Source organism: Actinomycetes bacterium (genome assembly GCA_036000965.1).
Classification (GTDB): domain Bacteria; phylum Actinomycetota; class CALGFH01; order CALGFH01; family CALGFH01; genus DASYUT01.
Genome location: DASYUT010000008.1, coordinates 1 through 20,252 on the forward strand (window position 1 = coordinate 1; position 20,252 = coordinate 20,252).

The 20,252-nt window shown below is 69.2% G+C and carries 19 protein-coding genes and 3 pseudogenes; 13 read left to right on the plus strand and 9 right to left on the minus strand.

Going from position 1 to position 20,252, the window contains the following annotated elements:
- Positions 1-155 precede the first annotated feature (155 nt).
- The 3 genes and pseudogenes from VG276_00315 (at position 156) to VG276_00325 (ending at position 1,781) form a co-directional block, all read left to right on the plus strand.
- A complete protein-coding gene (locus VG276_00315) occupies positions 156-644 on the plus strand; it encodes an AAA family ATPase (GenBank protein HEV8647867.1) in 489 nt (162 codons plus the stop codon).
- 65 nt (positions 645-709) lie between these two features.
- Positions 710-1,204, plus strand: a complete 495-nt coding sequence (locus VG276_00320) for a hypothetical protein (GenBank protein ID HEV8647868.1) — start codon at positions 710-712, stop codon at positions 1,202-1,204.
- A gap of 65 nt (positions 1,205-1,269) precedes the next feature.
- A pseudogene (locus VG276_00325) lies at positions 1,270-1,781 on the plus strand (flavoprotein).
- Between the two features lie 211 nt (positions 1,782-1,992).
- Here the strand turns inward: VG276_00325 and VG276_00330 are convergent.
- From VG276_00330 to VG276_00350, 5 genes are all read right to left on the minus strand, one after another.
- Positions 1,993-2,664 carry an isoprenylcysteine carboxylmethyltransferase family protein gene (locus VG276_00330; GenBank protein HEV8647869.1) on the minus strand — a complete coding sequence of 224 codons (672 nt, stop codon included), beginning with the start codon at positions 2,662-2,664 and terminating at the stop codon, positions 1,993-1,995.
- 75 nt (positions 2,665-2,739) lie between these two features.
- Complete coding sequence (locus VG276_00335; GenBank protein ID HEV8647870.1) at positions 2,740-3,186, minus strand: ester cyclase; 447 nt, start codon at positions 3,184-3,186, stop codon at positions 2,740-2,742.
- Between the two features lie 356 nt (positions 3,187-3,542).
- Positions 3,543-4,013: a hypothetical protein gene (locus VG276_00340; protein HEV8647871.1), complete on the minus strand. Its 471-nt coding sequence runs from the start codon at positions 4,011-4,013 to the stop codon at positions 3,543-3,545.
- A 70-nt stretch (positions 4,014-4,083) separates the two neighbouring features.
- The gene (locus VG276_00345) at positions 4,084-4,554 is read right to left on the minus strand and encodes a hypothetical protein (protein HEV8647872.1); all 471 of its coding nucleotides are present in this window, start codon (positions 4,552-4,554) and stop codon (positions 4,084-4,086) included.
- Positions 4,555-4,706: 152 nt separating this feature from the next.
- Positions 4,707-5,384, minus strand: a complete 678-nt coding sequence (locus tag VG276_00350) for a hypothetical protein (protein HEV8647873.1) — start codon at positions 5,382-5,384, stop codon at positions 4,707-4,709.
- A gap of 136 nt (positions 5,385-5,520) precedes the next feature.
- On the opposite strand from VG276_00350, the gene VG276_00355 reads away from it, so the two are divergent.
- The 4 genes from VG276_00355 (at position 5,521) to VG276_00370 (ending at position 9,331) form a co-directional block, all read left to right on the plus strand.
- Entirely contained in the window at positions 5,521-5,877 is a 357-nt protein-coding gene (locus VG276_00355) for a response regulator (GenBank protein HEV8647874.1), read from the plus strand.
- Positions 5,878-8,004, plus strand: coding sequence for a histidine kinase (locus VG276_00360; protein HEV8647875.1), 2,127 nt, complete (start codon positions 5,878-5,880; stop codon positions 8,002-8,004).
- On the plus strand, positions 7,995-8,639 hold the full coding sequence (locus tag VG276_00365) for a response regulator transcription factor (GenBank protein ID HEV8647876.1): 645 nt from the start codon (positions 7,995-7,997) through the stop codon (positions 8,637-8,639). Before VG276_00360 ends, VG276_00365 begins: the two co-directional genes overlap by 10 nt.
- Before the next feature lie 107 nt (positions 8,640-8,746).
- Positions 8,747-9,331 (plus strand): hypothetical protein, encoded by a 585-nt coding sequence (locus VG276_00370; protein HEV8647877.1) that lies wholly within the window; start codon positions 8,747-8,749, stop codon positions 9,329-9,331.
- An 82-nt stretch (positions 9,332-9,413) separates the two neighbouring features.
- On the opposite strand, the gene VG276_00375 is transcribed toward VG276_00370, so the two are convergent.
- Entirely contained in the window at positions 9,414-9,704 is a 291-nt protein-coding gene (locus VG276_00375; protein HEV8647878.1) for a cupin domain-containing protein, read from the minus strand.
- A 293-nt stretch (positions 9,705-9,997) separates the two neighbouring features.
- Between VG276_00375 and VG276_00380 the strand changes: the two genes are divergently transcribed.
- The 5 genes and pseudogenes from VG276_00380 (at position 9,998) to VG276_00400 (ending at position 13,700) form a co-directional block, all read left to right on the plus strand.
- Positions 9,998-10,324 carry a hypothetical protein gene (locus tag VG276_00380; GenBank protein HEV8647879.1) on the plus strand — a complete coding sequence of 109 codons (327 nt, stop codon included), beginning with the start codon at positions 9,998-10,000 and terminating at the stop codon, positions 10,322-10,324.
- A 279-nt stretch (positions 10,325-10,603) separates the two neighbouring features.
- On the plus strand, positions 10,604-10,753 hold the full coding sequence (locus VG276_00385) for a hypothetical protein (protein HEV8647880.1): 150 nt from the start codon (positions 10,604-10,606) through the stop codon (positions 10,751-10,753).
- A gap of 28 nt (positions 10,754-10,781) precedes the next feature.
- Entirely contained in the window at positions 10,782-11,027 is a 246-nt protein-coding gene (locus VG276_00390) for a hypothetical protein (protein ID HEV8647881.1), read from the plus strand.
- A gap of 936 nt (positions 11,028-11,963) precedes the next feature.
- A complete protein-coding gene (locus VG276_00395; protein HEV8647882.1) occupies positions 11,964-12,917 on the plus strand; it encodes an ATP-binding cassette domain-containing protein in 954 nt (317 codons plus the stop codon).
- Positions 12,914-13,700, plus strand: a pseudogene (locus VG276_00400) (ABC transporter permease). Before VG276_00395 ends, VG276_00400 begins: the two are co-directional and overlap by 4 nt.
- 8 nt (positions 13,701-13,708) lie before the next feature.
- Here the strand turns inward: VG276_00400 and VG276_00405 are convergent.
- The 3 genes and pseudogenes from VG276_00405 to VG276_00415 all read right to left on the minus strand — a co-directional run bounded on the left by VG276_00405 (position 13,709) and on the right by VG276_00415 (position 18,223).
- Positions 13,709-16,895, minus strand: a pseudogene (locus VG276_00405) (BTAD domain-containing putative transcriptional regulator).
- 193 nt (positions 16,896-17,088) lie between these two features.
- Positions 17,089-17,655, minus strand: a complete 567-nt coding sequence (locus VG276_00410; GenBank protein HEV8647883.1) for a dienelactone hydrolase family protein — start codon at positions 17,653-17,655, stop codon at positions 17,089-17,091.
- A complete protein-coding gene (locus VG276_00415) occupies positions 17,648-18,223 on the minus strand; it encodes a winged helix-turn-helix domain-containing protein (protein ID HEV8647884.1) in 576 nt (191 codons plus the stop codon). Before VG276_00415 ends, VG276_00410 begins: the two co-directional genes overlap by 8 nt.
- A gap of 49 nt (positions 18,224-18,272) precedes the next feature.
- Between VG276_00415 and VG276_00420 the strand changes: the two genes are divergently transcribed.
- Positions 18,273-18,746, plus strand: a complete 474-nt coding sequence (locus VG276_00420) for a DEAD/DEAH box helicase (GenBank protein ID HEV8647885.1) — start codon at positions 18,273-18,275, stop codon at positions 18,744-18,746.
- The last annotated feature ends 1,506 nt before the right edge of the window (positions 18,747-20,252 follow it).

Sequence of the window (20,252 nt, forward strand, 5' to 3'; positions counted from 1 at the left end):
GTCAAGATCGTTCGTCCTCGCTGCGCTGCGGGCGCTCCATCTTGACCCTCGGCTCAGTTCGCCGTGCCTAGCCAGCAACCAAACAGCAGCACACCCTCGGGATTACACGTTGACCGAGAGTCCCGCCACAGATAAGGAGCGTCAAGGCCGAAGTCATGCGCCAAGCCGCCGACCTGCTCGCCGCCGAGGAAGCCGAACGCCGCCGCCGCGTCGTGCTCGCCATCGACGAAGCGCACCTGCTGTCACCCGAGCAGCTCGAGGAGCTGCGCCTGCTCACCAACACCGACATGGACGCCGCAGGCCCGTTCGCCGGCATCCTCCTCGGCCAGCCCACCCTCGCCCGCAAGCTCCGCCTGGGCGTGTTCGCCGCCCTCGACCAGCGCACCGCCACCCGCTACACCATCGCGCCCATGGACCTGGCCGAGTCCGCCACCTGCCTCGCCCACCACCTTCACCTGGCCGGCCGCACCGAGCCGCTGTTCGCCGACGACGCCATCGCCCGGCTGCACCGGGTAGCCGGCGGCCTGCCACGCAAGCTCAACAACGCCGCCACCGCCGCGCTGACCGCCGCGGCCGCCGACGGCAAGGCGCTGGTCGACGACACCTGCGCCAGACGCGCCGCCGCCGAGCTCACCCGCGACTGACCCGCCACCCCAGCGCCGACCCACACCGGTCGGCGCTGCCACATCCGTGGCCTCCCCACCAGACGTTGCCGAACCATCCCCACGCAATCACGCCGAACGACCACCAAACAAACCTGCCGGCAACACGGGGTGATCGCGCCGGGGCGAGCGAGTTTCTCACCGAGGCCAGCCTGGTCTCCCAGCGGCTGGGTGAGGATCGCAACGACTTCTGGACTGTCTTTGGGCCAACCAACGTCGGCATCCATCGGGCCTCGGTCGCGGTGGAACTGGGAGATGCCGGCCGGGTGGTCGAGCTGGCCCGGGCGATTGACCCGTCGCAGCTGCCGTCGCTGGAGCGCCGTGCCCACCACCTGCTGGACCTTGCCCAGGGCTTTGGGCAGTGGCGCAAGGATCACCAGGCCCTTGACGCCTTGCTCCACGCCGAGCGGCTGGCCCCCCAAGAAGTCCACCTTCAGCCAGCCGTCCGACGGCTGGTAGTGGAGCTGCTGCACCGTGAGCGGCGGACGACCAAGCCAGGGCTGCGTGACCTTGCCAGGCGCGTTGGGGTCCTGGCCGCGTGAGCGATCAAGACCGCAGGTCAAACCGGCAGGTACTCTACATCATCACTTGTGCTGCGCCGCCCGCCATGGACGTGCATGTCCTCATCGACCTGGCGCAGCAGGACGGCTGGGATGTCTGCCTGATCGCCGCGCCTTTCAGTGGCTCGACGTGCCCGGGCTCACAGAGCGCACCGGCCACCCGGTCCGCCACGACTACAAGCTGCCGGGCGAGCCTGACGTGCTGCCCGAGCCGGACGCAATCGTGGTTGCCCCGGCAACCTTCAATACCATCAACAAGTGGGCGGCGGGGATCGCTGACACCCTGGCGCTGGGGTTGCTGTGTGAGGCGATCGGGAAGGGCCTGCCCGTGGTGGTGCTTCCCTACCTGAACGCCGCCCAGGCTGTGCACCCGGCGTTGGCGCAGAGCATCGAGCGGCTTCGCCAGGTGCGTGTTCGCGTCTTGTTCGGCCCAGATGTGCTCCCGCTGCATCGCCCTCGCCAGGGAAAGCGGGATCAGTACCCATGGCACCTCATCCTTCCTGCTATCAAGGAGGCCGCTGCTGAGGAGACGACGGTACGGCGTGGTCTTCCTGGATAAGCCTCCCGTGAGACTTCTCCTCACGGTTTCAAGGCCGGCCTTGAGGGCGGCCGCCTGCGGCGGCCGTCCTCGGCCGGCACGACACGACGGCCGCCCGGGGAGCCGGCCTCACCCACAGCATTGCCGAGGCCATGGGCAAGGTCGCCATCGCGCAACACGCTGGTGTGCGGCAACGGGCCGCGGCTAACTCCCCCGCTTCCTCGGCGAGCCTCTACCACACGCCAGGGATCAGGCGATAGCGAACCACCGCTGCGTAACCTGAATAGCCGGCCAGCTCGTCATGCAGCATCCGATCCTCAATCGCCGTTACGCGCACGGTAATTGCCGCATAGATGACCGTCGGAATGATCGATAGCAGCGAATTGAGCGCCAGCCCATTAGCGAGCGATGACAATAGGATGGTTGCGTAACCGGGATGCCGCACGATGGCGTATGGTCCCTTGCTGATCACCCGCTGTCCGACATCGGCTTGAATGCGAACCTCGGGAGAAAAGAAGGGATTGACCAGCGACGACCACGTTGCCAGCCCCCAGCCGATGGCCAAGACCATTAATCCGGCCGCTACCCCGGCCGGCGGGAGAATATCAGACCAGTGAAACCGCTGATCCAGCCCAGCGATGATCCACTGCACGATGGTCAGCACGACAAAGGCGCGAGCCGTCGTCCACCGGACGCGCCCGCCAGGTCCCGGCCGCATTCGCTCCTTCAACAAATACGGGTTCGTACGATACGCCACCAGGGTCGCGAAGGCAGCCCAGCCGACAAAAATCCCAGCAGCTATCCAGGCATTCCACAAATCCCAGCGCCCGGCCAGGACGAAGAACAGCACGGTGGGAACCAGGCCCAAGCTCATGAACGCAACAAGATTCAGAAAGAGATACATGATGGGGTCCTCCACGCTGTCGCCAGACGCCCACCGAGGTCCGTGCGTCCTTGCTCTGAGCTGATCGTCACCGACCTACCATTGCTCGGATGGTGCGGTTGGTCCTGGCGTCGGGAGGACGCCGAGCCGCTGCAAATAGCCCGTGAAGTCCATTTCAAACCGCTGTTCCACGATCTTGCCGTCCACGATCCGGTAGATGTCGACGCCGGTAGCGGTCAACTCCTTCCCCGTCGGCGGGATGCCAGCGAACTCACCCGTGTGCTTGGCGCGGTAGGTGTCGTAGGCCACCACCTTGTCGCCCTCAGCGACGAGGAACTCGTTCGTGCGGTGAAGGTCGAAGGCGGCGAAGTAGGTGGCGAAAAGCTGTTTCAATGCCTCACGGCCTCGGACCGGTCCAGGGGTACCGACGATATAGCCGACGTAGTCAGGCGCGTGCAGTTCATCGATGACGCCGAGGTTCTTCTTCTCCCACGCCTCCGCGATCCAGCGCAGGACGACCTTCTTGTTCTCTTCGGTGGACATGACCTACCCCGCCCTCCCCATTGAGCACCAGCACATGATCAAGCTTGCATCGCTTGGTACGCCTCGTCGAGGCTCAGGGTTGCTCCTGGCTTGGCGTCGGCATGACGCCGAGCTGCTGCAGCAGGTGTAGCCGATCCCATTGCTCCCAGTGCTCGGCGATCTTCCCCCGGCCAGCCGGTAGATGCCGATGCTCATCATCCGGACGTGCTTGCCAGTGGGCGGGATGCCCAGCAACTTCCCCCGGTGAGTGCCCTCGCCCATCCAGCGCACCGCGACCTTGTCACCCTCGGCGACCATGTCCTCGACCGTGAGGCGCCTGGGCGGTGGGTCTTGGCCCGTTCGGCCCGAGCGAAGCGCTACAGGCAGGTCAACTTCTCCGTCTCGATCGACGAAGTGACTGTCCCGTCGGCGTTGACCGTGCGGTGGTAGAGCGCGTGCATCTTGATGAGCGACCCGTCAGACCCGTGCGCGATGGCGTTGAAGGTGACCGTGCCGGTGACGTTGTTGGCGTTGGTGTTGAAGCTATCCGACTCGGCGTAGTGGCCGGTGTAGGTCGGCTGGCTGGGATCGTTGGGGACGAACATGGCGGTGGTGGTCAGCGTCTCGGTCACGTGGACGGTGCCGTTGTCCAGCGTGGTGATGTGGAGGACACCGAAGAAGGCCACCGTCAGCGTCCCGGTCGCGCCCGAGCAGGGGTTGATGTGAGCGAAGGAATCGGTATCGCTGAATTGGATGGTCGGGGTCTGGGTGGCAAGGGCGGCGGTCGGCGCCAGCAGCGTCCCCGCCAGTGTCAGGCCCGTCAGCCAGGCCAGCAGTCGTCGTCGCATGTCCGAACTCCTTGAGGTTGGTGTCGATGGTGGGGGGGCGGGGTTTCGCCCCTGTTGTCACGCGCCGGCGCTAACACTTGGTGAGGTCCACCACCAGCACGCCGAGGCCGTTCTCTGCCTGGATCACCTGGAACTGGAGCGAGAAGCGCGACCCGTCCGAGGCCGTTCCCTGCGCGGTCAGCACCGAGTTGAGCGTCAGGTTCTCGCCACCGCCGATCACGTAGGTCTGCACGAAGTGGCCGGTGATGGTGGCGCCGGAGTCCAGCACCAGCACGAAGTCGCCACTGAAGTTGTTGACCAGGCTGAACGTGTCCACTGGGCGGTCGGTCTCCTGGAACACCGCCGTGTAGGTGATGGTTGCCGTCCCGGTCTCCCCGGTGCAGGGGTTGGTGAACGGGATCGTGTTGGTCTCCTTGACGACCTGGGTGGTGACGGTCGCCGGGTCGGCGTGGGCCGCCGCGGCGGCGGTCAGCAGCAGCAACCCCGTGGCGACCACCAGCAGGGCCATCGCTCGGGTGAGGCTGCTTGTACAAGTTCTCATGGTCGACTCCCTGCAGCTGTGGCGAACACCTTCGATGTGTCGTTGTGGTGGCTTCAGAGGATCTCGGTCGCATCGCCACCTCCTTCCTCCAAGCTGCAGAACCGCCGTGCTGCCACCGGGGTGAGCGCCTCGCCCATGAGGAGCTCACCGCCTCATGGCTGCCCCGGTGGCGTGGTCGCCGCCGTAGGGTGCGGCAGCACAGGGGACGCAGGCTGGCGCAGCAGCCGGACGAGCACGGTGGCGGTGATGGCGCCGCCGGTGGCACCGCCGACGGCCCCAAGCAGGGCCAGGACCGCGGCGAACGCGACCAGCCCGCCACCGAGGGCCTGATCCACCGCGTCGGCGACGAGCACCACCGCGGCGACGCCGGCGCCGCCGCCCACCGCGTAGCCCAGGCCGCTGGCCAGCACCCACCGGCCGGCCCGAGGCACCCGTCGGCGTAGCAGCCGCCACTGGGCGATCCCGCCGACGATGCCGAGCAGGGTGAAGCCCAGCAGGAAGTCCACCGGGGGTCCGCCAAGCGCATAGCCGGCCATGAAGCCCACGGTCAGGCCCAGGCCGCTCGCTACCGCCGCGCGGACCGCGCCGCCAGTGGGCCCATCCAGCGCGCTCCAGTGCAGGGCGCCCAACAGACCCCCGGCGATGAGCAGGCCGAGCAGGTGGGCCAGGCCGCTGCGCACGGTAGTCTCGTCCTGGCCACCAAGGCCGTCGGCGACCAGGGCGAAGACCGCCCAGCCGACCGCCAAGCCCACCGTGCTGACCGCCACCCAGCCTCGCCACAGACCGCCGTCCGTGCGTGGGCGGTCCGCGTGCAGTTCCAGCGTTGCCATGCCTGCCTCCCTTGGTCGCGTGCTGGCTGGGACCGTACGGGGAGGTTGCAGCCACGGCATCGGGGCGGCCCCTGGTCTTGGAATCAGGGCTGGCCCTGAGGACCCCGCCGTGCTTGGGTGAGACGATCAATCAGTGATGCGCACCGTGTTGGTCGTGGACGACCACAGCGGCTTCCGGTCGTTGGTCCGGGAGCTGCTCCAGGACGGAGGCTTCCAGGTCGTGGGCGAGGCCGGGGACGGCGCCGCCGCGCTGGCGGCCACCCGGGCGCTGCGACCCGAGGTCATCCTGCTCGACATCCAGCTGCCCGACCTGGACGGGTTCGAGGTGATCAGGCGGCTGCTGGCCGACGGCCAGGCCGCCACCGTGGTGCTGATCTCCAGCCGCGACGCCGGCGACTACGGCGGGCGGATCGCGGCCAGCGGGGCGGCGGGCTTCATCGCCAAGGCCGAGCTGTCGGCGGCCAGGCTCGAGGCGCTCCTGGAGGGAGGCTAGGTGGACGGCAACAGCCCTGCTGCTGCCGTGGCCGCGAGCGGCACGGGGATGGTGCGGCGGCCCGCTCGTCTGCTTGCCTGGCTCCCCTTGGGCCTGTACGGCGTGTTCACGGCCGTGGGGCTGGTCCTGCAGGGGCTTGCCGGCATCCCCGAGGACCCCACCATCGGGTTGGGCGGCCTGGCGGTGATATCGACGGCCATCGGAGTGTGGTCGGTGGTGGGCAGCCTACTGGCCGCCCGCCGCCCCTCCCACCCGATCGGCTGGCTGCTGGGCGGGGTCGCGCTGGTCTGGGCAATCCAGCAAGGCTCCTTCGGCTACGGCGCCTACGGGCTGGTCGCCCATCCGGGCTCGCTGCCCGCCGCGACCCTCCTGGTGGTGCTGCTGCACCGGACGATGGAGCCCCTGACCCTGCTGGGCGCGGCCCTGGTGTTCCTGCTGTTTCCCGACGGGCGGCTGCCGTCGGCCCGGTGGAAGCCGGTGTTGTGGACGGGCCTGGCGGCCGCCGCGCTCCTGGTGCTGGCGTGGATCGTGGATCCCGGCCCCATCACCATCGGACCCCTTGGGAGCCGCAGCCCCCTCCAGGTCAGTCCCGCCCTGCATCGCATCCTGACGCCGCTGTTTGTGGTCGCGTTCCTGCTGCTGTTTGGGGTCCTTATGGCCGCGGTGGTGTCGTTGCTGCTGCGCGTGCGCAGCGCCCGCGGCCAGGCGCGCCAGCAGCTGCAGTGGTTCGCCTACGCCACGTCGTTGCTGCCGGTCGGCTTCGGCATGCTGTTCTTCGGTCCCAGCACCACCACCGACCGGATCGGGACCGCCCTGGTAGTGATGGCCACCGTCGCGATGCCGCTGGCGGTGGCGATCGCGATCTTCAAGTACCGCCTGTACGCCATCGACCTGGTCATCCACAAGACCGTCGTGGTCGGGGTGCTTGGTGCCTTCATCACCGGTGTCTACGTGGCGGTAGTGGCCGGGCTGGGCCAGGTGCTGAGCGCCACCGGCGGGTCCGATCTTGGGCTGTCGATCCTGGCCACCGCGGTGGTGGCGGTCTGTTTCCAGCCGGTCCGCGAGCGGGTCCAGCACCTGGCCGACCGGCTGGTGTACGGCCAGCGGGCCACCCCCTATGAGGTCGTGTCCCGGTTCTCCGCCGCGATGGCGACCACCTACGCCACCGGCGACCTGCTCCAAGGGATGGCCCGGGTACTGGCCGAGGGCACCGGGGCGACCTCGGCCGCAGTGTGGCTGCGGGTGGGCGAGTGTCTGCATCATGCCGCGTCCTGGCCGCCACCGGCCCAGCCGGACCACCCGGCCGCCATCCCGTTGGCCGGCGAGGAACCCCCGGTGTTCGCTGACGTCTCTCGGGCCGTTCCCGTCCGCCACCAGGGCGAGCTGCTTGGCATGCTGACCCTCACCAAGCCCCCCGGTGAGCCGCCCACCCCGACCGAGGACACGCTGCTGGCCGACCTGGCCGCCCAGACCGGGCTGGCGCTCCGCAACGTCCGCCTGGTCGAGGAGCTGCGCGCCTCCCGCCAGCGCATCGTCACCGCCCAAGACCAGGAACGCCGGCGGATCGAGCGCGACATCCACGACGGCGCGCAGCAGCGGCTGGTCAGCGTCGCCCTCGCGATCCGGATGGCGCAGCAGCGCCTGGACCCGGCCACCGACCCCGCGCTCGCCGACGGCCTTGGCCGCACCGCCGAGCAGCTGGACCTGGCTCTGGCCGAGCTGCGCGAGCTTGCCAGGGGCATCCACCCGGCGATCCTCAGCGAGGAGGGGCTCGGGGCGGCGCTGGAGTCGCTGGCTGAGCGTGCCGCCGTGCCGGCCAGGGTCATGGCCGTCCCCGACGGGCGGCTCCCGCCGGCGGTGGAGACCACCGCCTACTTCGTGGCCTGCGAGGCGCTGGCCAACGTGGCCAAGCACGCCCGCGCCTCGGCAGCGACCATCACCGCCCACCAGGCCAACGGGCGGCTGCTGGTGGAGGTGGCCGACGACGGCGTCGGCGGCACCGACCCCGCCAAGGGCTCCGGCCTGCGCGGCCTGGCCGACCGCGTCGCCGCCCTGGACGGCCGCCTGGAGGTCCACAGCCCGCCCGGTGGGGGTACCCGGGTGGTGGCCGAGCTGCCATGCGCGTGATCCTTGCCGATGACTCCCTGCTGTTCCGCGAGGGCCTGGCCCGCCTGCTTGAAGACGGCGGGTTCCAAATCGTCGGGCAGGCCGGCGACGCCCAACAGCTCCTGGAGCTGATCGCGGTCAACCCACCCCAGGTCGCGGTCGTCGATATCCGCATGCCCCCAAGCCACACCACCGAGGGCCTGCTGGCGGCACTCCAGATCCGGCAGGAGCACCCGGCGGTCGGCGTGCTGGTGCTGTCGCATCATGTCGAGACTCAGCACGCCATCAAGCTGCTCGGAGGAGGGGAAGGCAGCGTCGGATACCTGCTCAAGGACCGCGTCACCAACCTCCAGGAGTTCCGGGCCGCGGTCCGGCGTGTGGGCGGCGGCGGCTCGGTGATCGACCCCGAAGTCGTCGCCCAGCTCCTGCGCCGCCACCGCACCCAAGGCCCCCTTGACGAGTTGACCGACCGCGAGCGCCAGGTGCTGGCGCTCATGGCCGAGGGACGCTCCAACCAGGCCATCGGCGAGCAGCTGGTCGTGAGCGCCAAGACGGTGGAGACCCACATCGCCAGCATCTTCGCCAAGCTCGGCCTGCCTCCGGCCCCCGACGGCCACCGGCGCGTCCGGGCCGTCCTCGCCTACCTACGAACCTGACCCCAGTCTCGCCAGCTGCCTTCCCGGGCCGCTATGACCTGGTCTGCTTCCTCAACACGCTGCACGACCTTGGTGACCCGGTCGGCGCGTTGGCCCACGCCCGCCAGGTGCTGACCGACGTCGGCACGGTGCTGGTGGTGGAGCCGCGCGCACCTGACCGGCTGGAGGACAACCTCACCCCGGTCGGGCGGCTGTTTTACGCTGGCTCGACCGGCTGGTGCCTGCCGTCGGGGCTGTCGGAGCCGCCAGCTCTGGGCTTGGGTAACCAGGTGGGGAGGCACGGCTGCGTGAGTTGCTGGCCGAGGCCGGCTTCGGCCACGTCCGGCTGGCCGTGGACGCGCCCTTCAACCTGGTCTTCGAGGTCCGGCCCTATCTATATAAAAATCCTTGACCGACGGGATGCACCCGAGGCAGGCGGCCTGGCCCCGCCCCTCGACGTGCCTGGCTTCGTTCGGCGCCATGAGCTTGGGTTCGCCGAGCAGCGGCGGCCCCCTTGTTCGCCCACGGCGCCCGCCAAGCCGAGATCCACCTGCACGTTCGGCTCTCCCACCATGCCGCAGCACCTCGCGCGGGAGATCCTCGACAGCCGCCATGCCACCATCGCCGTCGCTGCCCATCTGCCGAGCCTTGAGCGCCCGGACGTGTTCAATGACCTGGCGCTCGGCTTCCTGGACAAGCGCCTCCGGCCCTAGTAGGACTCTGTCAGGTCTGCGGGTGAGGGATAGGGTGCGAGGGCCGGGCGACCCTCCGACCCGACCCCTCCAATCTGCTCAGTTACGCCTTGGCGTAGGTGTCCCCGCCCGTGAAGTCCACGCCGACGTAGGGCTCATCGCCCACCACCCAGGCGTCGTGGCCAGGCGGGATCTGGACCGCGTCCCCAGGCCCGCACTCCAGCTCCTCGCCCGTATCCATCCTGGCGTGCAGGCGCCCCGAGATGGCGTAGCCCACGTGATGGACCTGGCAGCTCTCGCCGCCGACGATGGGCTTGACGCACTCCGACCAGCGCCAGCCCGGCTTGAAGGTGGTGCGCATCAGGGTGGCCCCCTCCAGCTCCACCACCTGCACCAGGCCTCGATCGACTGGCCGCACTTCGCCCTCATCGAGTGACTTTGCCTCAGGTCGCATGGCCCCCCCTTGTTGTCGACATGGGGGCCAACCCTACCTGGTCACGACACCGGACGACCAGGCGCACCGACCTGACAGAGTCCTATTAGGAGCACGCCACGGCTTGTGGCCCCGATGCTCCTACAATGCCGCTGTCGAAGGAGGAACCGATGGTGCGAAGTGACGATCCCACCGCGCGCGCCCTGGAGCTGGCCAGATCCGCCACACCGGCCACGGCGTGGCGGAGGACCGCCTTGGCCGCCGTCGCCAAGCCAGTCGCCGAGGTGGCCGGGCTGCTGCTGATGGAAGTCCTGCGCCGCCCGCGGGCGCGGGCGGCGGCGCTCGGTTTGGCACGATCGCTGGCGCGGTGGCTGGCCAGTAGGTGCCCGCCTACCTCGGCTGGCGTCGAGGTGACCACTGGGCGGGTCACGGTGGTGAAGGACGCAGGCACCAGCGTCCTGGTCCACCGCGTCGAGACGGCGCTAGTCGTACGAACCCAGGAGTGGCCCGCATTTGGCCCGCAGGCGATCAGCAACGCGCGGGCAGCAAGGGACAACAGCGGTAAACGAACCCCCAGCTAGACAGCTCCGTCCTACCGGCCGCCGCACGTCAGGCGACCGCCCGGAAAGCTCTCTTAAGGCAACGGTTCGGGGTTCGAGTCCCTGGCGGCGCACAAGGGAGAACACCCAGCTCAGGGCACCCAAGGCGGCCACGCTGAGGGCGCCCTGTCCGCGTTCTAGGCGCCCGTGTTCCGTCTATGTTCCGTCGCCCCCCGGAACAAGTCGTCCAGCCGGACGCGGAGCGCGGTGTCGGCTGCGGGAAACAGGTGGCTATAGCGGTCAAGCACAAAGCTGACCGAGGTGTGCCCGGCCCTGGCCGCGACCTCCTTGGGGGAGGCGCCGGCCGCGATCCACAGCGCCACCGCCGTGTGGCGGTTGTTCGTCTTGGACGGCGGGCTGTACGGGAAGCTGGCCCCACCATCCCAGGAAGCGCAGGGCGCGGCAGCGTGACTCGGTCGAGCGCGGCGACGAGCCCGGCGTGGGCATCGTGGAACAGCCGGGCGGCACTGGCTGGGGCGGCCGACTCCGGGAAGCAGCGGGCGAGGGCGTTGAAGCGGCCGGCCGCCCGGTCGGCGGCGTAGTCCCGTACGCCGTCCAGCAGATAGGTGATGCGGCCGTAGAGCGCGCCGGCGACCTCGAGCGGCGCGACGTTGGCCTGCCTGCCAGGACGGCGGTGTGGCCGAACGCCGCCGCGGCGGCCAGCTCGGTCGGCCGTGACAGCTGAAGGAACGTCGCGGCTGGTTGGCGTTCGACCGCGGCCTGGCGCTGCACCTGCCCTTCGACCCTGCCCGCAGGGAACCCGACCGCGTCCGCGGCGGCGCGTGAGCGGCCGGCCAGGCGCTCCGCCAGCCGGGTGGCCAGGCGCGGGGCCAGCCGCGCCACGGTCTCGTCATCGGTGACGTGGTCGGCGATCCTCGCCGCGGCCATCAGGCCGTTCACCGCCGCCGCGTGGCTGGTCGCCGGGGAGCGGGCGACCACGTCACCGATGACGCCAGGCCGCAGCGGGCAGAGATGCCGGATGCGGGGCACCGGCGCGTCGAGCTGCGCGTCGTGCAGCACCGACAGCAGCGCCGCGTCGTAGGTGGTAGCCAGCCGCGCGAGCTGCCCTGGTCGCGGCCGATCGTGAGGCACAGACCGCAGACGTGCGCCATCAGCGCACGTCGCTGCTCCTCATCCAGTGCACACGTGGCGCCCGCAGCACCCCAAACATGGCTGGTCACAGTCTGCGGACGTCAAGACACGATCCCATCGAATGCGTATCACCATCCCGAAACCGTTCTGAACTCCGGAACGTGCAGAGCGGCGAACACGGCGCGGAAGTCGCCACGCTCGAGAACCACCTCGCTCGGCCTTGAGATAGACGCTGTGAACGCCTTCGTTCATGTGCGGCCACCGTAGGCCGCGGCTGTGGGTGAACAGTTGCATCGATGCGCCTCACCGACCGGCCAGTGGCGGCCCCTGGAGGTTCCGGGTACGCCCTTCAGGTGTCCGGCCGGGGAGTGCCGGGCCGTCTACACGATCGACGATCGCAGCGCCGCTGCCCTGGCCGTGTTACCGGTCGACTCGGCGCCTGAAACCGCCATGAAACCGCGGTAAAGCTCGCGACGCGCATCCTCGGCGAGGCCGTGGCCACCAGGGCCACAGTGACGAAACGAGGGGCATGAAGACGACATCATCCGAATCGGCGATCGCGGCGGTCGGCCTGCGCAAGTCGTTCGGCGACAAGCTCGTGCTCGACGGCATCGACCTGAACGTTCCCGCGGGAACGGTCTTCTCGCTGCTCGGTCCCAACGGCGCCGGCAAGACCACCGCGGTGCAGATCCTGTCCACGTTGATCAGCGCCGACGGCGGCGAGGTGCGAGTCGCCGGCCACGATCTGGCCCGGGAGCCCGATGCGATCCGCTCGGCGATCGGCGTCACTGGCCAGTTCTCCGCGGTCGACAACCTGCTCACCGGCGAGGAGAACCTGCTCCTGATGGCGGACCTGCACCATCTGGACCGCCGCGAAGGGCGGCGGCGCGCCGCCGGTCTGCTGGAGCGGTTCGATCTGGTCGAGGCGGCCAAGAAGACGCCCGCCACCTACTCCGGCGGTATGCGGCGCCGGCTCGACCTGGCGATGACACTGGTCGGCAACCCGAGCATCATCTTCCTCGACGAGCCGACCACCGGTCTCGACCCGCGCAGCCGCCGCACGATGTGGGAGATCGTCCGCGGCCTGGTGGCCGGCGGGGCCACGATCTTCCTCACCACGCAGTATCTGGAGGAGGCGGACCAGCTCGCCGACCGGATCGCGGTCCTCGACCGCGGGAAGCTGGTCGCCGAGGGGACCGCGGACCAGCTCAAGCGCCGCATCCCAGGCGGCCACATCCGCCTGCGGTTCACCGACGCCATGGGACTCGAATCCGCCGCCCTCACCCTCGGCGAGGTGGTGCGCGACGACGATGCGCTCACCCTGCAGATCTCCAGCGACGGCAGCGTCGGATCGCTGCGAGCCCTCATCGACCGGCTCGACGACGCACGCATCGAGGTCGACGGACTGTCGGTGCACACCCCCGATCTCGACGACGTCTTCTTCGCCCTTACCGGCCAGCCCGAGGAGAAGGAAGCCCTATGAGCGCCCGTACCTATGCCGTGCGCGATTCGGTGACGATGCTGCGGCGCAATCTCCGGCACGCTGCGCTACCCGTCGCTGACATTCGGCACCCTGCTGATCCCGGTGCTGGTGCTGTTGCTGTTCGTCGGCGTCTTCGGTGGCACGCTGGGCGCCGGAATCGGCGGCCCGAACGGCAGGACCAGCTACATCGCCTTCGTGGCTCCCGCGATCATCCTGATGGCCGCGACCTCCGGAAGCGTTTCGACGGCGGTGAGCGTGGCCCTCGACATGACCGAGGGCATCATCAACCGATTCCGCACCATGTCGATCTCCCGAGCGTCGGTGCTGACCGGGCACGTCGTGGGAAGCGTGATCCAGACGTTGATCAGCATTGGGCTGGTCATCGGTGTCGCGGTGCTCATGGGATTCCGGCCCAACGCCGATCTCGTCGAGTGGGTCGCGGCGATCGGCCTCCTCACGCTGGTCACCCTCGCGCTCACCTGGCTGTCGGCCGGCGCCGGGCTGGTGTCCAAGAGCGTCGAGTCCGCGAGCAACATCCCGACGCCCGTCGTGTTCCTGCCGTTTATCGGGAGTGGGTTCGTCCCGACGGAATCGATGCCGGCCGGGGTGCGCTGGTTCGCCGAGAACCAGCCCTTCACCCCCATCATCGAGACGCTACGGGGGCTGCTGACGGGCACCCCGATCGGCAACGACGCGGTCATCGCGCTCGCGTGGTGCGTCGCCCTCACCCTGGCCGGATACCTTTGGGCACGGGCGGCGTTCAACCGCGACCCCGCACGCTAGCCCGGTTGTCAGCGCCGAGCACGGGCACGCAGCGCCGTCTGGGCTGCGGCTCGCAGATCCTCGCGACCCAGGTCGGTATACGTCGACACCGCGTCGGCGTATGCCGACCTGTCGGCGTGCTCGGCCGCGTTGCGGGCGCGCGCGGCGGACATGGTCGGCTGGAAGTTCCGAGGGAAACGGAAGCGCTCCGCCAGGGCGACCATCCGCACGCCCGACCTCGTGGCTCGCTCGTCGCCGCTGCGCTGTCCGCGGTCGAGATCCACCATGCCCAGCGCCAGCAGGAGCGCGCCGCAGACGGGGAGTTCGAAGACGTATGGCAACGGCGTGCCGATGGGATTGGTGAGTATCGCCGACAGCTTGTGCGGCAGTTCGCCGGTGAGCTGCTCGACGAGGTCGAGCCGGCCGTGGTGCGCATGGGCGACGGTGACCGCCTGGACCTCCAGGGTCCACGGATCCAGGCCGAATGGCTCGGTGCGGTAGGTCGCGCTTTCGGGGCTGTTGAGCTGGTCGACGACTCGCCGCCACAGGCGCAGCCCCGCATCGACCTCACCTCGCGCGAGCAGGATCTCCGCTCGCACGCTCAGCTCGTACGCGAACGTGCCGCCCGCATCGTCCACCTGATTCAGCACCGCCAGCTCCAACCAGTGCTCCGCCTCGTCGATGGCGCCGAGCTGCAGGCTGGTGAGCACCAGCCCCCACCGGATCCCGAACGCGTCGGACCGTTCCCCGAACTCCTCCTGGACGCCGAGCGCGGCCTTCAGGTGCCGCTGTGCCTCATCGCCCTGGTCGACCTGCATGCACAACTCGCTGATCCGGGAATGGGCCAGGGCCCGCATCCACGGTGTCGGTGTCTCCTGGTTCTCGAACGGTTCGAGCATCCGCCGGGCGGCCTTCAGCGCGCCGTCCAGGTCGCCCTCGTTCTCCCACAGATAGCTGGCGAAGCCGTTGGCGATCCCGGCCAGCACCGGCTCGTCGCTCTCGCACAGCGCCTCCAGTACGGAGCGCTCCGACCCCAGGAACTCGGGCGCGATGTTCAGCACCTTCGCGAGGGCCCCGATCACCGTGTTGGGAGGCCCCGGCGGGAGGCGGCGCAGGGTGACCAGCGGGCGCACCGCGCGGGGACCCTGGGTGAAGAACGTGTAGATGGCGGACAGCGTCGCGGCTGTCCGGGTTACCTCGACGAGATCGGGATCCGGTCGGAAGTGCGACAGGATCCAGGCGGTGTCCTCGATCAGCGTCGACATGCGTGTGCTGTTGGAGTCGACGACCCACACCCCGCCGAGCACGGCGGCCGTCGCCGCCACCGTGGCGCCGTCCGCCTGTTCGAGCCCCTGGCGGAGCGCCTGCACGAGGTTGTCCCGCTCGGCCCGGATCAGCTCCGCGGACGAGAAGGGATCGGCGCCGAAGACCGACTCGTGATGCGCTACGCCGAAGTCGCGGGCCCACGCGAGGAAGTCACCGAGCACGCGGCCGGTCTCGCCGGCCGCCTCCCGTTGCGCCGTGCTGAACTCCCGCACGGTCTCCAGCATCCGGAAGCGCGTTCCCGACGGGGTGTCGGTCACCTTGAGCAGCGACTGGTCGACAAGATGCTCCAGGACACGCAGCACCTCGTCGTCGCCGAGCAGGTGCTCCGCGGCCTCCGCGGTGAAGCCGCCGGGGAACACCGACAACGCGCGCAGTCCCGCCTGCCCGGCCGGTTCGAGCAGGTTCCAGCTCCAGTCGACTACGGCATGCAGGGTGTGGTGCCGCTCGGGCGCGTCGCGCGCGCCGCCCCGCAGCAAGGCGAAGCGGTCGTCCAGGCGACGGGCGATCTCGGCGACCGACATGACCCGGATCCGCGCCGCCGCCAGTTCCACCGCGAGCGGCAGCCCGTCCAGGTGGCCGCACAACTCCTCCACGACCTTCGCGGGCAGGTCGATCCCAGGGCGCGCCGCCCGCGCGCGCTGCTCGAACAGCTCGACGGTCGTTGCCAGGGACAGCTCGGGCAGCAGGTACACCGATTCCGATGACAGGCCCAGCGGGGCGCGGCTGGTCGTGAGCACGCGCAGGTCCCGGGTCATCGACACCAGCGCCCGCACCAGCTCGGCGGCGCCGTGGATGACGTGCTCGCAGTTGTCCAGCACCAGCAGTGCGGGGCCAGGACCGAACGCGTTGACGATGCCGGCCAGGACATCCGGCGGGATGCCGAGGTTACTGACCGGGGCGCGCCTGGACTCCCCGACGCCGAGGACCGACGCGACCTCGCTGACGACGTCGTCATCGGTGGTGACATCGGCCAGCGTCACGAAATGCACGATGCGCTGCTCGGCTTGGCGGCTCACGACATGCGCGAGACGGGTCTTGCCAAGGCCACCGGCACCGACGATCGAGGTGACGCGGGAGGTTCGCAGCAGGTTCGTCACCGCGGCGATGTCATCGGCGCGGCCGGGCAGCGGGTTGGGCTCGTGCGGGATCCCGTGCCGGACCGCTGGCGCCTCACCCTGCAGCAGCTGCCGGTGCAGGGCCTGGAGCGCCGGGCCGGGGTCGCTGCCAAGCTCGTCGCGCAGCGAGCGGCGGTAGACGTCATACCTGGCCAGCGCCGAGGACGGTCCAGCCGTCGCCGCCTCGCAACGCAGCAGCTCCAGCAGGACCTCCTCGTCCCGGGGCCGCTCACCGACCAGATCGGTCAGTGCCTCGACCGCCTCGGCGCGTCGGCCCAGCCGCGACAGCGCCAGCGCGCGGGCACGCGCCAGCGACCGGTGCGTCGATGCCCGTTCCGCGCGCAGCGCCGACACCGGGTCGTCGTACCCGGTGTCGCCGCTCTCAGCCTCTTCGTACAGCGCGAGACCCGCCTCGGCGTGCGCGAGCGCCGCCTCGTGGTCGCCGGTGCGGGAGTGCCGTGCGCTCGCGGATGCACTGAGCAGGACCGCGGAGGTGTCGACCTGGTCCTCGCTCAAGGACAGGCGGTAGCCGGTGGGGGTGCTGGCGATGACGTCGGCGCCCAGCTGCCCTCGGGCGCGGGAGACGAGGACCTGGAGCGCCTTGGTCGGGTTCTCGGGCTGCTCGTGCGGCCAGAGCCCGTCCACCAGCCGGGCGGTTGCTGCAGCCCGTACGCAAATCGCCGGCAAGGAGGGCAAGCAGGCCACGCAGCCGGGGGCCGGTGATCTCCTGGTCGCGGTAGGCCACCCGCGACAGTAGGGTCAGCTCGACGGTCACCAGAGCAGGTTACGGCGCCGCTGGTATCCCCTGCACGTGGGGTATGGCGAGCGCGTCAGGGCTTGAGGGGCCGCGTGTCGATCGGGACGGGCCGGCGAATGACCTCCTCAGCGGTGAGCTGACGCACCTCGTCCGCGTCGAGCGCACCCTTGGCTTCGAGAACGCGCAGCAGCTCGGTGACAAGCGCGGAGGTCTAGGGCCATCGGCCGAGGAATTCCTTTGAGCGTTCGAGAACGAGTCTGGCTGCCGGTTCGTCATAGTCGGCGAGGGTTGCGTCGGTGAACAGGTGGGCCGAGCCGGGGTAGAGGTAGAGCTCGGCGTCGGCGGCGTCCTCCACGAGCTTCTGGGTGACGTCGAGTTCGGCCCATGCGTCGTGTTCGCTCAGGTGGACCTGCAAGGCGACCTGGTCAGGCCAGGCCGCTCCGAAGGTGGAGGCGGCGAGCCCCTCGTGGTACAGGAGGGCGCCAAGGGCGCCCGGTCGGGTCTGGGCGAGCTTCTGCGCAGGGAGGACGCCGAGGGAGAACCCGGCGTAGACGATGGAGGCTGGGAGGTTGGCGGCGGCTGCCACGCCTCGGTCGATGATCTCGTCGAAGCCGATCCGTTCGGCGTGTGCCACCCCGTCCTCGAGGGTGGAGAACGTCGCCCCCTCGTAGAGGTCGGGGACGGTGACCCGATGTCCCGCAGCTCGCAGTTCGTCGGCGAACGCCTCGACGCCTTGAGTGCGGCCTTGGGCGTGGTGGAACAGGATCAGTTCACTCATGGTGCTCCTCGGGTGCGGGTTCGGGCAGGGTGGGTTGGGCGGTGGGGTAGAGCCCGGCGGCAAACCCATAGACGGTGTCACCGGCGCGGGTCTGGCGGGTGAGGTCGTCGGCCAGGTCCATGACGCGGGCCCAGAATGTGTCGGCCACTTCGGCGGGGATCCGGACATGCCGGAGCGTGCACCGCAGGTCGGGATGTCCGCCGGCCTCGGCTGCGGCTTCGGCAAGGAGACTGATGGTGGCCGGCTGCGACGCGTCGGCGTGGGTTGGCGAGATGACGATGGTCCGGCCGGTCCGGCCGTAGAACCGTTCGTCGATCGCCTTGACCCGCCGGGTGCGGACGACCCGCAGCAACCCGGCCTCCACCAACACCGCCACGTGGTGGGCGACGGTGCTCTTGGGTCGGTCCACCGCGGCGGCGAGCTCGTTGATGGTGGCAGCTCGCTCCAACACAAGATCAAGCAGCGTCGATCGCAGGGGATCGGCGAGAGCGCGTAGCTGTTCGGGCGACGACGCCGTCACCCGATCGGGAAGGTCGAAGTCCGGGTAGCCCCGATCATTGATCGACATGTGCCGATCAATCTATCACCCGACCATGCGGGGCCGCATCGACGGGGCAGTGTCGTGGCCAGTCCTTGCACCCGGACCCCTGTACGGCGCCGCCTTTCCCGAACGGGTCCGGCAGCCCGCCACCGCGGACGTGCACAGCCTGCAGGCGTTCGGGTTCCCCGACGGCCTGCTCGACGCCTGGGCCGCAGCCATCCCCGCCCTCAACGAGCTGCAGCTGGCCGCCGTCAACGACTACGGCGTCCTGGACGGCCAGAACCTGCTCGTCACCGCGCCGACCTCCTCCGGCAAGACGATGGTCGGGAAGCTGGCGGCGCTCCGCCGCGTCCTGGACCGGCGTCGGGCGCTGTTCCTGCTGCCCACGCGGGCCTTGGTCAACGACAAGTACGAGCAGTTCCAGCGGACCTACGCCGACTTCGGGGTCGTCACCATCCGCGCCACCGGCAAGATCAGCGACGACATCCCGGCGCTGATGCAGGGCCGCTACGACATCTGCCTGCAGATGGAGCCGAGGACGGCGTGGTAGCAGACGACGGGGCGGAAGAAGTCACTGGGGATGCCGCTGATGTCGTCGTAGTTGACCCTGCGCATGCGCTCAAGACGAGGAGCAGAGCGCCAAGAAACGAAGTGCGAAACAGGCATCTGATCATTTTCCCCCAAAAACTCGACCTGCGACACGGCATCATCGTCGAGTTGGTGAGCTGAGTCAAGGCACGGCATCCGGCGTACTATCTCCGGCATGCAAGCCCGTTCGTGGCTTTGCCTATTCTCGTCCCTGCCGTGCTCCCGGCATCCCGTGACCGGCGCTGTCATCGAATTGCGTAGGCTCTCGTCTCGGTGGGTATGGTTTTAGGGTTAAGAACTGCCCGTGAGAACTTTCTCTACGTCTTCAAGCGGCGGCCTTGCGGGCGGCCGCAAGCGGCCGTCCTCGGCCGCCGAAAACCAAACGGCGGGAGCCCGCACCAAGCACACCGAGAACGCCCTAGCGAGCACGGCGCCACGCCGGCTCTCTTCCCTGCCTCAACTCTTCCCGAATCTGCGATACCAGTACACCGTACAGCTCGCGTGACTTAGCACGGTAGCTCTCCGCCTCATGCCGGTGCCGTTCGGCCCATCCTGGCATGGAAGCGCCGGCGGCCTCAGCCGCCTCTACCGCAGCACGATATCCGTCCCAAGCAGCGAGGAACTCATCGCGAAGGGCCCTGACCCGGTCGCTAGCGAACGCCTCTACCCGAGCCTGGAACACACGCCATTGCTCATCAGACAGTGCAACAAATGGGTCGGGGCGGGTTTCAAGATGAGACAGATAGGCAGCAATCCGGCCAAGAGTGGCAAGGGCATCAATGTACGCCTCGGCTCGACGCTCACGTACCCAACGATCACGGTCGAGGCGGGCCGTCGCACGATAGGTGATAGCAGGCGCCACTAGCGCGATACCCGCAGCTATGAGACTGACTTGCGTCGTCGTCAGCCGCACGGAGCCACTCCTTTCCCCACGCCTCTCAGGCTGGTCCGGAATCCCAACGGCTAATCCAACCAGCAGCTCGAGACTGCGTACAACGGCGGCTTCGAGCGCGACCCCTGCCGCGCCTCTTCAAGGCTTGCCAACGAGGCAGTGACACCGAGGACGGGCCTCGCCCTGCGGCCAAGCTGGTGCCCAACGGCGCAATGCGGAAGCAGATCCTCGTCGGCCCGTCCTATGGCGCGCGCCTTATCGGGGCTGTCTTCATCAGGGCATAAGACCGCTTTGCGGTACCCCGCCAGCGGTCGCGGTCCCTGGCGCCGAGGGACCGGAAACGCCGTACGGCGTCGGCGCCCGGACGGGACGGCGCCCCTCGGGGTTCCGTGGCTCAGGTCCGCTTGAGAGCTGAGGCGCCGTCTGAGCTGGCCAATCGGCCTGCTCCCTGTTCCGGTTATGTTCCGTCATCCACCCAGCCGCCAGGCCACACGGCACGAGGAAGCGCAGCATTCGCCCTGCTCAGGACAGTCTTCACCCCTGACAGAACGGACGTTCACTCTCTCTTACAGAGCT